At 47.4% G+C, this 14,490-nt stretch carries 14 protein-coding genes and 1 tRNA gene; 13 read left to right on the forward strand and 2 right to left on the reverse strand.

What is annotated here, in order from left to right:
* The first annotated feature begins 65 nt into the window (after positions 1-65).
* From ihfA to P0Y67_RS07525, 5 genes are all read left to right on the forward strand, one after another.
* Positions 66-341, forward strand: a complete 276-nt coding sequence (gene ihfA, locus P0Y67_RS07505; protein WP_342391391.1) for an integration host factor subunit alpha — start codon at positions 66-68, stop codon at positions 339-341.
* 261 nt (positions 342-602) lie between these two features.
* A complete protein-coding gene (locus tag P0Y67_RS07510; RefSeq protein ID WP_342391392.1) occupies positions 603-1,649 on the forward strand; it encodes a succinylglutamate desuccinylase in 1,047 nt (348 codons plus the stop codon).
* A gap of 163 nt (positions 1,650-1,812) precedes the next feature.
* Positions 1,813-2,805 (forward strand): vitamin B12 ABC transporter permease BtuC, encoded by a 993-nt coding sequence (gene btuC, locus P0Y67_RS07515; protein WP_342391393.1) that lies wholly within the window; start codon positions 1,813-1,815, stop codon positions 2,803-2,805.
* 4 nt (positions 2,806-2,809) lie between these two features.
* A complete protein-coding gene (btuD, locus tag P0Y67_RS07520) occupies positions 2,810-3,592 on the forward strand; it encodes a vitamin B12 ABC transporter ATP-binding protein BtuD (protein WP_342391394.1) in 783 nt (260 codons plus the stop codon).
* Positions 3,593-3,716: 124 nt separating this feature from the next.
* A tRNA-Cys gene (locus tag P0Y67_RS07525) sits at positions 3,717-3,790 on the forward strand.
* An 88-nt stretch (positions 3,791-3,878) separates the two neighbouring features.
* Here P0Y67_RS07525 and P0Y67_RS07530 read toward each other — a convergent pair.
* Positions 3,879-4,190 carry a high-potential iron-sulfur protein gene (locus P0Y67_RS07530; protein WP_027252121.1) on the reverse strand — a complete coding sequence of 104 codons (312 nt, stop codon included), beginning with the start codon at positions 4,188-4,190 and terminating at the stop codon, positions 3,879-3,881.
* A gap of 307 nt (positions 4,191-4,497) precedes the next feature.
* Between P0Y67_RS07530 and P0Y67_RS07535 the strand changes: the two genes are divergently transcribed.
* The 8 genes from P0Y67_RS07535 (at position 4,498) to P0Y67_RS07570 (ending at position 11,539) form a co-directional block, all read left to right on the forward strand.
* On the forward strand, positions 4,498-5,154 hold the full coding sequence (locus P0Y67_RS07535) for a haloacid dehalogenase-like hydrolase (protein ID WP_342391395.1): 657 nt from the start codon (positions 4,498-4,500) through the stop codon (positions 5,152-5,154).
* Between the two features lie 159 nt (positions 5,155-5,313).
* Complete coding sequence (locus P0Y67_RS07540; RefSeq protein WP_342391396.1) at positions 5,314-5,679, forward strand: hypothetical protein; 366 nt, start codon at positions 5,314-5,316, stop codon at positions 5,677-5,679.
* 232 nt (positions 5,680-5,911) lie between these two features.
* The gene (locus P0Y67_RS07545) at positions 5,912-6,322 is read left to right on the forward strand and encodes an ester cyclase (protein WP_342391397.1); all 411 of its coding nucleotides are present in this window, start codon (positions 5,912-5,914) and stop codon (positions 6,320-6,322) included.
* 474 nt (positions 6,323-6,796) lie between these two features.
* A complete protein-coding gene (locus P0Y67_RS07550) occupies positions 6,797-7,507 on the forward strand; it encodes a helix-turn-helix transcriptional regulator (RefSeq protein ID WP_337113620.1) in 711 nt (236 codons plus the stop codon).
* A 279-nt stretch (positions 7,508-7,786) separates the two neighbouring features.
* Entirely contained in the window at positions 7,787-8,584 is a 798-nt protein-coding gene (locus P0Y67_RS07555; RefSeq protein WP_342391398.1) for a transporter substrate-binding domain-containing protein, read from the forward strand.
* 88 nt (positions 8,585-8,672) lie between these two features.
* Positions 8,673-9,284 carry an HAD family hydrolase gene (locus tag P0Y67_RS07560; RefSeq protein ID WP_342391455.1) on the forward strand — a complete coding sequence of 204 codons (612 nt, stop codon included), beginning with the start codon at positions 8,673-8,675 and terminating at the stop codon, positions 9,282-9,284.
* 127 nt (positions 9,285-9,411) lie between these two features.
* On the forward strand, positions 9,412-9,747 hold the full coding sequence (locus P0Y67_RS07565) for a hypothetical protein (RefSeq protein WP_051288043.1): 336 nt from the start codon (positions 9,412-9,414) through the stop codon (positions 9,745-9,747).
* 169 nt (positions 9,748-9,916) lie between these two features.
* The gene (locus tag P0Y67_RS07570) at positions 9,917-11,539 is read left to right on the forward strand and encodes a peptide ABC transporter substrate-binding protein (RefSeq protein ID WP_446728811.1); all 1,623 of its coding nucleotides are present in this window, start codon (positions 9,917-9,919) and stop codon (positions 11,537-11,539) included.
* A gap of 237 nt (positions 11,540-11,776) precedes the next feature.
* Here P0Y67_RS07570 and P0Y67_RS07575 read toward each other — a convergent pair whose 3' ends face one another.
* On the reverse strand, positions 11,777-14,311 hold the full coding sequence (locus tag P0Y67_RS07575) for a glycosyl hydrolase family 18 protein (protein WP_446728812.1): 2,535 nt from the start codon (positions 14,309-14,311) through the stop codon (positions 11,777-11,779).
* Positions 14,312-14,490: the final 179 nt, after the last annotated feature.

A 14,490-nucleotide genomic window follows, 5' to 3' on the forward strand; every position in this document is an offset into this window, starting at 1 on the left:
TAATCACACTGAGTCGTTTTGTAGTAAGAAAACGAATATTTCTGTGAGCTGACACAAAAGCCGAGTTGGCTGAGAACCTGTTTGAGAATGTCGGACTAAGCAAACGGGACGCCAAGGATACGGTGGAAGTCTTCTTCGAGGAGATCAGAAAGGCACTTGAGTGTGGTGAACAGGTTAAGTTATCCGGTTTTGGTAATTTTGATCTGCGCGACAAAAACGAGCGACCTGGACGAAATCCTAAAACCGGTGAAGATATTCCAATCTCGGCACGGCGAGTGGTGACCTTTCGCCCTGGTCAGAAGCTTAAAGCACGCGTTGAGAATATCAAAATCGAAAAATAAGTGGTTTGAGCCGACAAGAAACCCAAGTAAACGAATTGTTTACTTGGGTTTTTCTTTATCAGCAGTAAAAAGTGTATACCCTGGTCTCATTCTTGCCTGCAGTCATCAATATAGTGTTGAAACTATGTAGCCAGGATGTATAGTAAAAGCAGTTTATTTCACTGATTTTCTTTCATCTTTTAGTGTTCTTTATTGGTTGTTATTCGTGCAATCATGAAATCGCCTGTAAGAACATGCCTGTTACAAGGACGAGGAGGTATAATGGCTTTGTTAAAGGCAGTGCAAAACGGGGAATTTCTTTCTGCGACCCTGGATTTATCTTTTCCGTTTGAGGCGGGGGAGTGGCAGTTAGAAAATGGTGTATTGTGTCAGTTGACGGCGCGTGGTGTTTTAACCGTTATTCCACCTGGCTTGTCCGCTACCAGTAAAGACATCGTCATTTCATCCGGGGTACACGGTGATGAAACCGGCCCGATTGAACTGCTGCAGCAGTTAGTGAAAAAAATCCTGCTTGGCGATTTGATGCCTGAACATCGTTTACTGCTGATCATTGGTCACCCTGAAGCCATTAATGCTCATACCCGCTTTATTGATGAGAATATGAATCGGCTATTTGGCGGTATCAATGATGAAAAGAATGCTGATTGTATTCGCGCCAACTTACTTCAGCGCTCAGTGGATGCATTCTTCCAGAACTCACCATTAAAGAATACCGAACGCTGGCATTTGGATCTGCATAGTGCCATCCGTGATTCACAGCACTACACCTTTGCGGTCAGCCCTTTTAGTGAACATAAAACCCGGGGTTTAGCGCTGTTTAATTTTCTGCATCACGGTGAGATCGAGGCGATGATGCTCTCTGGTTCTGCGGCACCAACATTCAGCTGGTACAGTGCTCAGAACTATGGCGCGCAGGCACTGACGATGGAGCTGGGTAAGGTGGCACGGCTGGGTGAGAACGATTTAGAACGGCTAGAAGCCTTTAACCAGGCGATGCTCGCACTCGTTTCACAACAATCTCTGCCAGACTATCAGGGCGATAAGCAAGTGTGTGTGTATCGGGTGACCCGTACTTTGACTAAGCAAACAGATCAGTTCGCTTTCACCTTTCCGGCGAATCAGGCTAACTTTACCTACTTTGAAGAAGGTGCGGTGCTGGGGAGCGATAACGGTGAAGAATACGTGGCTGCCAAAGGGGGAGAGTCTGTCGTTTTCCCTAACCCCAATGTAGCGCTGGGACAACGGGCTTGTTTGCTGGTCAAGCAATCAGACGTTGATCTTACTGATCAGGTCGTTGCTAAATTCTAAGCGCAGAGTGCTTAGGCTCTGAAGGACTGAAAACAGCTAGATAATCAGCAGCCGCAGTATAAATACTTTTGAAAGCAAGCCAATTTAACTGGCTTGCTTTTCATTTTTTCAAAGACCCTGTATGTTTCCCCTTTAGTTCTCACTGACGAAAACACACGACATCATGCACTTAGACCGTATCCTTCATCAGCGTCGCCATAAATGGAAAGTGAGCTTTTGGCTTGTTGCGATTTTGCTTATCAGCTGCGGTCTGTTTTCATTGTCGGTGGGCGAGATCTGGCTGAAACCCTGGCAGCCATTTGGCGAGCTTGAGAAGCAATTGTTATGGCAGCTCAGAATGCCAAGGTTAGTGGCCGCCATGGCAATTGGGGCTGCGCTGGCAGCCTCTGGTGCTGTGTTGCAGGTGTTACTGGGCAATCCGCTGGCGGAGCCAGGTGTGCTGGGTATTTCGGGGGGAGCCAGCCTGGCGCTTGTTCTCTTACTTTTTTTGCTTCCCTCGGTGCCGAGTCCCTGGCTGACAATGCTGGTTGCCATGGCGGGCGCGCTGATCTTTACTTTACTGCTCGTTGGTCTTGCCCGTATCCGACGGGTGTCTACCGCGCGTTTGCTGCTCATAGGCGTTGCGCTGGGTATTTTGTCCGGGGCGGTTGTGACCTGGGCGTTTTATTTCAGTGACGATCTGAACCTCAGACAGCTGATGTACTGGCTGATGGGAAGTGTTGCCGGTGTTTCCTGGGCGCAGCTTAGCGTGCTGATCATTCTGCTTCCCGCATTGATCTGGCTATGCTCCCGTGGCCGGCAACTGGACATCCTGATGCTGGGTGAAACCCATGCACGACAGTTGGGGCTGGATGTGGCTGCACTGCGCTGGCGATTGATATTGATTATCGCCCTGTTAGTGGGAACATCAGTCGCTATGGCAGGTGTGATTGGCTTTATTGGTCTGGTGATTCCTCACTTGTTGCGTTTGGCGTTGGGGGCAGAAAACCGATACCTGCTACCGCTTTCAGCCTGCTTCGGGGCTTTACTGCTGGCAGTTGCGGATGTCTTGGCGCGGGTACTGCTGCCTGCTGCAGAATTGCCTGTGGGCGTTGTGACCACGACATTGGGCGCCCCTGTGTTTATCTGGATGCTGTTGCGTTCGCAAGTGGAGTAAGCTGATGGTAACCCGTTCAGATCTGGATTGTGTATTACAAGCTGAAAATATAGCGCTAGCCCGGCGATTGCTGCCGGTCAGTTTCTCGGTAAAGCGCGGTGAAGTGGTTCACCTGATTGGCCCTAACGGTAGCGGGAAAAGCACGGCTATTCAGTGCCTGTCCGGGCTGTTTCAAGGTGCCGGCAAGGTAACACTGGCAGGGCAGTGCTTGTCAGAGATGGATCTTCGCGACATGGCCCGGTACCGCAGTTATTTGTCGCAACAGGATAAACCGGGTTTTGCCGTTGGTGTTTATCATTACTTGCAGTTAGCGGTATCCGCGATTCCGGAAGCAAACGTCGAGAAGGTTAATCAGGCTATTCAGGATGTCAGTCAGTGGCTTTCGATTGATGACAAACTGGATCGCCATATTCAGCAATTGTCCGGAGGCGAGTGGCAGCGGGTCAGATTAGCGGCTGCCTGTTTGCAGGTCTGGCCGGGACTGAACCCGGATGGCTGCCTGCTATTGCTGGATGAACCGGCAACAGCGCTTGATATCGGACAGGAAGTCTCTTTATACCGACTGCTGAATTTTATGGCCGGACAAGGTATTGCTGTCGTGATGGCGAACCATGATCTGAACCGGACGCTGCAATTTGCAGACAGTGTCATCCTGCTGAAAGGGGGAAGCTGTGTTGCGAAGGGAAAACCTGAAGAGGTGATGTCGAATGAACGGCTTGAGCAGACGTTTGCCACTCAGGTTGAGCGCGTGAATCATAACGGAAGAATTGGGCTGTTTTTTAGCTGATTTCTCGCTGACAATTGCCGTTGGCCGGAAAAGTAATCAGTTAAGGGGTTTCAGTCAGAAAAGGCTTGTACTTCTCATCAGGATTTGGATAATGCGCTTCGTCTTCTGAGACAAGCTTCATTAAGGCGCGTTGGCAGAGTGGCTATGCAGCGGATTGCAAATCCGTGGACCTCGGTTCGACTCCGGGACGCGCCTCCATTCTTATCGAACTTCATCACCTGCAAGCAATGTTTCCGTGTTTTTCTGAGGGTAAAAAGCCCGCAGTGACTACGGGCTATGTCATCCATTAAGCCGGTTTGGCCGTCCAGGCAGAGCACCAGCCATTTACGTTCACCGCTTTACCGGGGAAGATTGAGCAGGGTCTCCATTCATCACCTTCATTACCTTGTATCAACATACAGTTACCGCAATGATTCTCTTCATGAGGCGACTTATGCGTGTATTGCAAGGCAGTTGCCTGAGCATCATCTTCTGCCAGATGTGGCAGTTCTTCACTGGCCAGCGCTTTACGCTGCAGGATCTGATCACCCAGTGTGATGCCTATGATGCCTGCCATAGTCAGGCGCAGAAAGCGCCGACGGTCAGTTGAGGTTTTCATCACATTTTCCTTTTATAGTCATTTATGCTCACATGCTGTTCACCGGATTTACTCAGCGAACTGAGTAATTGTGGGAAAGAATCGGCAAATCCGCTAAAAAATCACAGTGTTAAGTTTTTGAGGTCAGTTGCGCTTTGTTATCAATTTCTGAACAGCAAAAGATTTTGATGCATAGGAATGAGTGCTAAGAGTTTGAGATTACGCAAAAAATGATGATTTTTAACAAATCATGTATTGAAACATTTTGTTTACATCTCCATTCTGTACGGCATTATCACCGATGATAAAAATCAATGAAGGTATAGGGATGAATCTGTTGTTAGTGGATGTGGATGGTGCTTTGGTGAATGCCAGGGAAATGGATATGATGTGTTTTCAGCAAGCCGTCGAAGCCGTTCTCCACATCACTTTGGACAAATCGCGTTATCAAGAGCGAGCGGTGACGGATTCGGCAATGTTAGATGAGATCCTCCATCAGTATCCTGTGCTGTCAAGCCGCTCTATTGTTCACCGTCAGGTGGAACAAAAGTATCTGGAAAATCTCACTGCCAGGCTGCATGCGGTCCCTCAAGAGTTTGTGCTGAGCAAAGGCGCCAGAGAGTTTCTTGAGCAAATGGCTGTCCGGGATGATACGCATGTTGCGATCACCAGTGGCGGATGGGCGGCGGTAAGTCGTCTGAAATTGAAAGCGGCGGGAATAGATGCAAGTAAAATGACCTTTGCCTCGTCATCAGACGCTGCCAGCAGAACGGAAATTATGGCACTTGCTGCATTCAGAGCGAAGCAGGATACGGGGATAACGTTTAAGCGACGGATAGTGTTTGCGGAAGGTGAGTGGAATCAAAGAGCTTCTCAGGAGCTGGGTTATGAATTTGTCGCTGTCGGTAAAAAGTTAAGTCACCATACTTATATTCCCAGTCTGTCGTTTTATCAGGCTGTTCTTCCCAAGTTCGATATCAATTAATGACTGAAGAATGTTACCAGACAGACAAAATGTCTGGTAACACGGTGAAGCCATTACGCAATCATGAGAGTGTATTACCATGTTTGGACGTAAGTCTTCGTATGGCGTGAGAACACATGATAATGATGGCTCTGATTCAGCATAGGGAGCCAAGTGGTTATGATGTCTTTCATCCGTCAGTCTGTGTTTATTGTGGCTATGCTGTGTGGTTCCGGCACTGTGCTTGCAGCCAGCAGCAATACATTCTGCGCAACACCTCCACACACAATAAGGCCTGATTTATCCCAGATCATGGCGTCGAATACGCCAGAAACAAGCATAGTGATTTTTCAGTCTATGTTGCGGCAGGCCAGTAAATATCATGATAAAACAGCCCTGATTGAGTTGCTGGGCGCAATAGCGCATAACTATTATCTGGTTGGGAACAACGAGCAAGCACGCTTCTATCTCAAGCAGGCCGAACCATTTGTATCCGATGCTGCCGATACCACGAAAACAAACACCAGCCTGGTTAATACCATGTAGAACGCAAGAAATGACAGGCTTGATATTCATGATTATTCATATGATGCATGGCAATTAATAAATTTGACATTGAGCGAAGTTATTTGTTTGTTTTACATTCCGGTATAGGATTTGATGAGGGCCTGGGATAAATTGGCGTTAAGTGAATGTTGCTGCATCTTTGCAATGAAGATGGACCTGTTTTCTTGTGGCAGAGGGTGTTTGTGTCTGAAGTAGTAAGGTGGGATCTGTAATGGCAAGGGAGGATTGGATTGATGCCTGGTTCCTGGATATCTGGGCTAATGCGAGTAGATCCAGACTCGCTGAGTATGTCTCTGATCCTTTTGTTTTTCACTTGCCGGGCGGTCGTCGGCACCCACTTTCTCATGAAAGCTACCTTTCTTATCTGTTGTTATGGCGGCAAAAATTTAAGTCTGTCGCATTCTCGATCTCAGATGTCATTAGCCAGCCGCCACTGACAGTGGTCAGATATCGTTGTCAGGCTCAATATCATGGCGGGTGGTTCAATTTGCCGGGTAAAAAACAGACGATACAAATGACAGGTATGATCCAGTTCCGGCTGGAAGATGGCGTGATCGTTGAGTGCTGGCTGGAAGATAGCAGCTTTGAGCTCTATAAACAGTTATCGGGCGCCGTGAAGTAATTTATGTCACTCATACTATAAAAGTGAAGAACATACAGCTGAAATAACAGTATTTTAGATGTCAAAAGGCCATGTTTATACACCTTTGTGTCAGACATTTTTGTCATAGAGACTTTTTTTGCGACAAAGATGGAATGTCAAAAAGTTAGATTTCTTTGTGATAAAAAATGCACCTATATAATCCTAAGTAATAATAAACCGCACAAAATCGCCATTGGAACTTGTTCAACTTATTGAAGTCTTATAGGTAGCAGAGTTTTTATTCATTGTTGCTTATATTTGAAACAAACACGAGCGGCTGGATTTATTTAGTTTATTGATCGTTAATTATTATAAGTAAATACATTTTTGCCCTGATATTCATACGAATTCTTATCAGTACATTTTTATTCATCGACAAGGAGTGTCAACCGCCATCCATGCACTTGATCATAAGAGCATGGGAATATGACACTAGCAGTTTAAGGTGAATATGTGATTTGGGTTAGCAGTAGTCATCATGACAAGCAGGTTGAAGCGAAAGAAAATTTAAAGCTTTCGCACAAGGTCATTGAGATTTCTCCTTACGAGTTATTGTCATCAATGACGGGGCAAGAGCTGATTTTTCTTGAAGTGATTGATTCGACATCGGAAGGATTTGAGCTGCTGCGTGCAGTGAAAAATCGTTTCCCGGCCGCAAAGGTTGTTGTCGTATACCATAACCTGGATGGGAGTCTGGCACTTAATGTTTTAAGGGCCGGTGGTGAAGATGTGCTGGCGGCCAATGCCAGCAGGCAAGAGCTGGAGGAGTGTTTTAGCAGACTGCATACACATAATATTGAAAATGAAGCTGAGCCTGGTTTCGAAAACCGTGAGCTTTCAATCCGGCCTGCACTGAAAATTATTGATGAAAACCTGAGCTCACCACTGCGCGAGGAAGAGCTGGCGAGTGCTTGCCATTACTCACCGACCTACTTCTCTCGTTTATTCCATAGCATTATGGGCGTCACGCTGAAACAGTACATCATAAAGAAACGGCTGGATCTGGCGTGTGGATTATTAAGCTCTGATCGCGAGAAAATTTCTCAGATCGCTAATTCTTCAGGCTTCAAGGATGTTTCCTATTTCTCCCGTGTTTTTAAAAAGCACATGGGGTGCTCACCGGGTGAGTTCAGAATGAGGAAGCACAATTTAAATCATAATTAACCTATTATTGGCGTGTTTATTTTTGTGTATGGATATATAAACACTTCTGTATGAATTCCTTCATTGTGTTTACTGCATTGCGAAACAATGCAGTTTTTTTACGCACAATTTCTCATAAATAAGACAACATATTTCCAATAATGGAAATCACAAAAAAATACAGAAACTTTCAATTTTGACACACAATTATTCTGTCCTCAGATGAAAATGATCACACAGACACTGCTATCTTTATTTCAATGCTGAGTAAGCGTGTTCTGTTGTTTCCGGAGGTGTCCGATGCGATTCACCTTATCTTTTAGGTTGCTGCTGTCTTTAGCACTGTTTCTGGTGTGTGTCAGTCAGGTTCATGCGGCGTCGAGCCGATTACAGAAAGTCATGGACAGGGGAGTGCTCCGGGTGGGTACTACCGGCGACTGGGGGCCAATGACCATGAGAGATCCTGCGACAAATTTCTACAAAGGATACGACATTGATATAACGACTGAGCTGGCCAAGGATCTCGGTGTGACTGTTGAATACGTAGCCACGGACTGGAAAGCCTTGGTCAGCGGGATTGTCACGGAAAAATATGACCTGACCGGCAGTGCGGCGCTCAATATCAGCCGGGCTAAGATAGTCGGCTACAGCCAGCCTTATTATTACCTTGCTTTTGTGCCGGTGACGCAGAAAACGAACCAGAATCGCTTTCGCTATTGGGCCGATTTTAACTCTTCATCGGTAACGGTGGCTTCCCGCCGGGGAGCCGTTGAGGAAACTATGGTAAAAGAATTCTTTCCCAGAGCCAGGCAGCAGGTCATTGAGAGCGGAAAATCTTATCAGGAATTACTGGCAAACCGTGCCAATGTCATTGTGACGTCCAATATTGAGGCCGCAATGCTAATCAGCCGGTTTCCACAGTTGACCATTCCCAAGGTGCAGGGAATGCGACGGGCGACACCTTTGGCGATGTTGATGCCAAGAGATGATCAAGTCTGGATTAATTTCATTAACCAATGGATAGAATTAAAGAAAACGCAGGGATTTTTTGACCGGATAGCCGAAAAATGGGGACTGGCCGTCATGGATATTGAGTAACCAGTCTGTGCTGTGTCGGAATCTAAGTCATTCACTCTGGATCTGTACAGGCCACTACGTCATTATGGTGAAACGTACTGATTTGGAGGTGAATATGGATTTGTCACGGTATCAGGGATTAATTTTCGACATGGACGGCACACTGATTGACTCAATGCCAGCCCATATAGCAGCCTGGCGATATGCCTGCGAGCAATTCAACATTCCTTTTGATCCGCAGTGGCTGATGAGTCTGGGAGGCTCGCCCACGATCAAAACCGCGCAAATGATGAATGAAAAATATCAGACCGATCATGATATCCAGGAAGTCGCTGATACCAAATGGCGTTTTTTTGAAGCGCTGGAACAAAAGGGAGAGACCATTCCGGCCACTGTTAATCTTTTATTGCAGTATAAAGGCCAGAAGAAAGTGGCCGTCGGTACCGGATGCCGCAAGGTTAATGCAGAAAATTTGCTGACTATAACCGACATTTTGCCTTTACTTGATGCCTTAGTCACTGCCGACGATGTCCGGAACCATAAACCTCACCCTGATACTTTCCTTGAAGCGGCTAACCGTATTGGGCTGGCACCTCATCAGTGTGTGGTTTTTGAAGATACCGATTTAGGACGGCGGGCGGCATTGGCTGCAGGGATGGACTGCTTTCTTGTTGTCGATGGCGCAATCGCAGAATTCACCTCAGCAACGCCAGTGCAATAGCGCTACATTAGGATTGACTAAATTTATGATTCTATGTGATTTATTTTTTATTTAGTGGCAGGATTTTAATGCGTTTTTATGCTGGTCGCACTACAATCAAAATATAATATTAAGTAAGGAGGTGATTGTGAAAGCCTTAACAACAATAGTAGTGGGATTATCTGGTCTGGCTTTAGCAGGATGCAGTGCATCAATCGATGAGCGTGCCAATGATTTCGTCGATGTCAGCTATTCCTTATGCGGTGCAAAAGTGAAAGCCTTTTCTCAGAGTGATGACGGAAAAATCCGCGTGGTGTGTGAAAACGACAGCTATTTTTCTGTCAATAATCAGCAAACGCTGACAGTCATGAATGAGATTAACGGCGCATATTGCCATGGACGAGGATTCAGCCATTTTAATGAGCGCTCAGATTTTTATACATTTACCTGCATGAATGACAAAAACTTTAACATTCCCAAGTAACTGATTTTCTTTTATTTGCCCAGATCGTTAATTCGAGACCCGCATACACTGCGGGTCTTTCCATAAATTGTTACTGAGTTTGTCTTCTTGACGCTGCTCATAGCGTTTACTGATTTCCTTGTTAGTATAGATTTGGTTCCAGATAGTAATGCCACAAAAGGATTTCGCATTGAATCAGAAATTTATCACTGTCAGCATCGGGCTGGCCATCTCCGCATTTTCACTACATTCCGTTGCCGCCAATGTGCCTGAAGGAGTTGTTTTAGCCAAAGAGCAGCATCTGGTACGAGCCAACGGCGCAGAGCCGAGTACATTAGATCCTGGCTTTGTTGGTTCAGGCAGCCCGGGCGATGTCATCGTGAATGACTTGTTCGAAGGGTTGCTGATTGAAAATCTGCAGGGCGAAATCACGGCAGGGCAAGCTGAAAGCTGGGCTGTGTCAGACAACGGCAAAACCTACACTTTCAATCTGCGTAAGGGCCTGAAATGGTCTGATGGTCAGCCATTGACCGCCATGGATTTTGTGTTTGCGTGGCGTCGGGCGGTTGATAAATCGACAGGCAACAATTCCGGATTCAATTTGGTTACCGCCAACATTACCCATGCCCAGGAAATACTGAATGGTGAAAAACCGGCATCCGAACTGGGAGTGAAAGCGCTCAACCTGCATCAGTTGCAGGTGACATTAAGCCGCCCGACGCCGTATTTCCTTAGTCTGATGAGCATCAAAACCTTCTTTCCTGTACCGGCTCACGTGGTGAGTCAATACGGTGATTTATGGACTCGTGCCGATCATTTTGTCTCAAATGGTGCCTATGTACTGAAAGAATGGGTGCCGAACGAAAGGGTCGAAGTAACACGTAACCAGCATTACAGGGATGATGCATCCACGGTCATTAACAATGTGACCTATTTAGCGCTGTCGTCACAAAGCGCAGAGCTGATGCGTTATCAGGCTGGTGAAGTGCATATGACGAACCGTGTTCAGCTTGAGTATTATCAGAAATTACTGAAGGACAGCCCGGAAGAGATTAAATCTCTGCGCTTATTGGGCTCTTATGTGTATGCCTTTAATACCCAGCAGCCTCCATTTGATAATGCTGACGTACGCCGTGCGCTGAGTATGGCGATAGACCGCGATGTGTTGGTGCAAAAAGTCACGGGGCAGGGCGAGCCAGAGGCTTTCTCCATCGTGCCGGATATCATTCCAAACTATCAGAATTTCACCCCGGCATTTAAGTCTCAGGCTCATGACGAGCGCATTGGTGAAGCGAAAGTGCTGCTGGCAAAAGCGGGCTATAGCAAGAGCCATCCGTTGAATGTCACTCTGACCTACAACACCAGTGAAAATCATAAAAAGCTGGCACTGGCGATCGCCTCTATGTGGAAGTCTCTGGATGTGAGTGTAAAGCTGGAAAACATGGAATGGAATGCTTATCTGGCGGCAAAAGCGGCGGGTGATTATGCCGTTGCGCGCTCGTATGCATTTGGTGATTATGCAGAACCCTCCTCTGTTCTCAGCAGCTTCACTTGCGGGCATGTCAGTAACGAAACCGGGTTCTGTAACAAGGAATTCGACGCGTTGCTTAAGCAGGCCGCTGATATTTCGGATGAGCAAGAACGATATGGTATTTACCGCGAGGCAGAACATATTCTCGACCAATATTCGCCTGTCATGCCAATCTACCATTACAACCACACCAGGCTGGTCAAAAGTCATCTGAAAGGGTTTCCGGACAACAATCCGAAGGGCAACATTTATGCTAAGGATCTTTACTTCGTAGCTAAATAATCTCAAAGCCTGTTTTTACAGGCTTTTTCATATCGCAGATAGACACGTTCTCTTGTTAAGTAAGAATGGCAGCCAGACAGGTATGTTGTTCATATATTAGTGCGGTTGCTTATATTCAGAACCGGATGACGAAGCATTGTGAAAACACATGAAAAAGCCACTCGTTCTATCACGAGTGGCTTTACTTTAGATGAACCGTTTAATGATTAATGCGTGTTCAGGCGTGACAATGAATCATTAAAGTTGAGTCCATGCATCCTGCCAGTATACGCCCACTCCAGGTTCGTAGGCCCAGGCTGCACCTGAACACCAACCAGAATAAGGGTATGGTTTACATTCAAAGTTCACGCCGCCGTTGGAAACTTGATCACCGGCCTGGTACGCAGTGCCTTCCACATAGGCTGGGAAATCACCCTCACCACCGGTTCCGCTATCGTCTTTTGCAACGGTCACTGTCAGCGAGGCCGCATCGCTAGCCGTTCCGTCAGAGACACTCACACTGAAAGACAATGCGGTGTCAGTCGTATAGCTACCGGCCGTAAAGCTCAGGCTTGAACCATTAATAACGGCATTCACACCTGCAGGTACGGTCCAGTCGTACGTCAGGGTATCGCCATCGGCATCAGTGGACTGTGACGCATCCAGGGTGATGAGATCATCTGCATTGGCTGTACCTGGGCCCGTCAGTGATGCAACTGGTGCGGTGTTTTGTGCACCAGGCGCTTTCGCAGTCACTGTGATGCTGTCGGTGGCTGTCGCCCCTTCATTATCCGTAACCGTCAGAGTAAAGACATATTGAGTATCAGCCGTGACATCTGGCACTGAAATGGTTGCGGAAGCCGTATTCGCACCGTTCAGTGTCAATGCCGGTCCACTGGTCTGTACCCACTGATAGCCGGCAATCTGACCATCGCTGTCTGTTGATGAAGACCCGTTCAGAGTCACTGTGGCCGCAGTATTCACTTGCTGATCAGCGCCTGCACGTGCAACAGGTGCACGGTTTCCTGCAGGTGCGCCAGCCAGGGATTCTTGCATCGCATTCAGGATGTCACCATTGTCTGCATCAATTTCCCATGCGAACAGACCGGCAAGACCCAGGTCACGCACATACTGGCCTTTGGCCATAATAGAGCGTGGGCTATCGTAGGTCACCAAATCGCCGTTACTCGGGTCATAAGCCCAGGGTGCTTCCGCCTGTTCGTCATAACCCAGTACGACGCCGGCTTTATTTTCATAGCGGGTAGCGACATCTTTATAGTCGATCACACCTGCTTCCCAGGAACCGGCGACAGGGCCATTACCCACACCTGTCATCGGGTTGCTTGGATCTGTCATGCTGGCTTGGGTCACACCCGTCCAGCCGCGACCGTACATGGCTGCACCCACAACCAGTTTGTTGGCAGGCACACCCTGAGCAAGAAGACGCTCGACGCCATGTGCAGTGGTGTAAGCCGGGCCTTGGCGAGGCTCACCGTTTTCATCAACACCTGTACCGTTACATTGGTCAGCAGTCAGATGGCTGCCACAGTTCAGCGCCGTCTGGTGACCGACTACGTTGCTCCAACCGCCGTAGAAGTCGTAACTCATGTTGAAGATGTAATCCATGTACTGAGACGCCTCAGCGTAGTTAACGACATCAATTTTGTCGTAACCAACACCAATTGCAGATGTGAGTTCGAACTGACGACCTGTCTCGGCTTCCAGCCCATCCAGCATGGTGCGCAGCTCACGCATCAGCGCGACGTATGCTGGTCCGTCATTCACCGGATCGCCCAGCGTGGTATTGGCACCTTTTCCGCCCGGGAACTCCCAGTCAATATCGACACCATCAAAGAATTTCCAGGTTTGCAGGAACTTCTTCACACTGGCAACAAAGACATCACGTTTGGCTTTATCGGTAAACGAGAAGAAAGGATCAGACAGTGTCCAGCCACCAATCGAAGGGATAACCTTCAAATCCGGGTAGCGTTGTTTCAGCGCCATCAATTGACCGTAGTTACCTTTATAAGGGGTGCTATAGGTATGGCCAGCTTGTGGCTGTGGCATTTGAACCGCAGCCCAAGGGTCGTGAATCGCGACCTCAAAGTCTGGTGTGCCAACACAAGCGCGATTAAGTGCCGCTAAACTATTACCGCCCTCAATCTCACCCAGCGAGGCATTCGGACCACAAACAGGAATAAAGCCATAAAGGATGTGCGTCAGATTTTGGGCTGGGATCTTGTCGACGGTGAATTTACGGCCAAAGACGCCCCACTCAACAAAGTAGGCACCAACAACAGTATCTGCAGGGGTAGAATAGGTGCCGTTGTTCGGATCGACATTCATGGGGAGTGGATCGAAATGGCTGCCGTCTGTATCTGCCACCACTATGTTGGTTGCAGGACTGCTGCTACACGCTTCCTCCGCGCCCGAACCACTACATAATTCGACGGTTAAGGTATATTGGCCACCCTGAGTGATGGACAATGTCGTGGAGCCCTCACCACTGGATGCCGGATCAATACTTTCCTCAAATGCCACGTTGCCATTGAGCTTTACTTTCCAATGGTCAGCCGTTTCGCCTGAATAACGTTGCCAGGCGACTGGCACATCTGCTGCAGTTTTTACTGTGACAAGATCTTTGTAGGCTGTTGCAGCCTGATCGACTTCCACGATGGCATAGTCTGTTTCCATCCATGCGAGTTGAGGGGTACCCGGTGCGGCGAGCACGCTGCAGGACATAGTCGCAGCGGCAACAGAGAGTGCAACCAAGCTAAACTTGTTTAATAACATTGCTTTCTTCCTTGAGTCGAAATAATCAAAAAGAGCAAATGACAGGTCGTCATAGCTAATAAATAAATAGAACAGTTTCTTTTTTTCTCAAAGCAAGAAAGTTAAATAAATGATAAAAATGTTAATTAATGTGATCTTTTTTGCATTTGCGGTGTATTTTTAACCGAAATAAGTCTGTG

It is taken from the genome of Photobacterium sp. SP02 (assembly GCF_038519165.1).
GTDB lineage: Bacteria > Pseudomonadota > Gammaproteobacteria > Enterobacterales > Vibrionaceae > Photobacterium > Photobacterium halotolerans.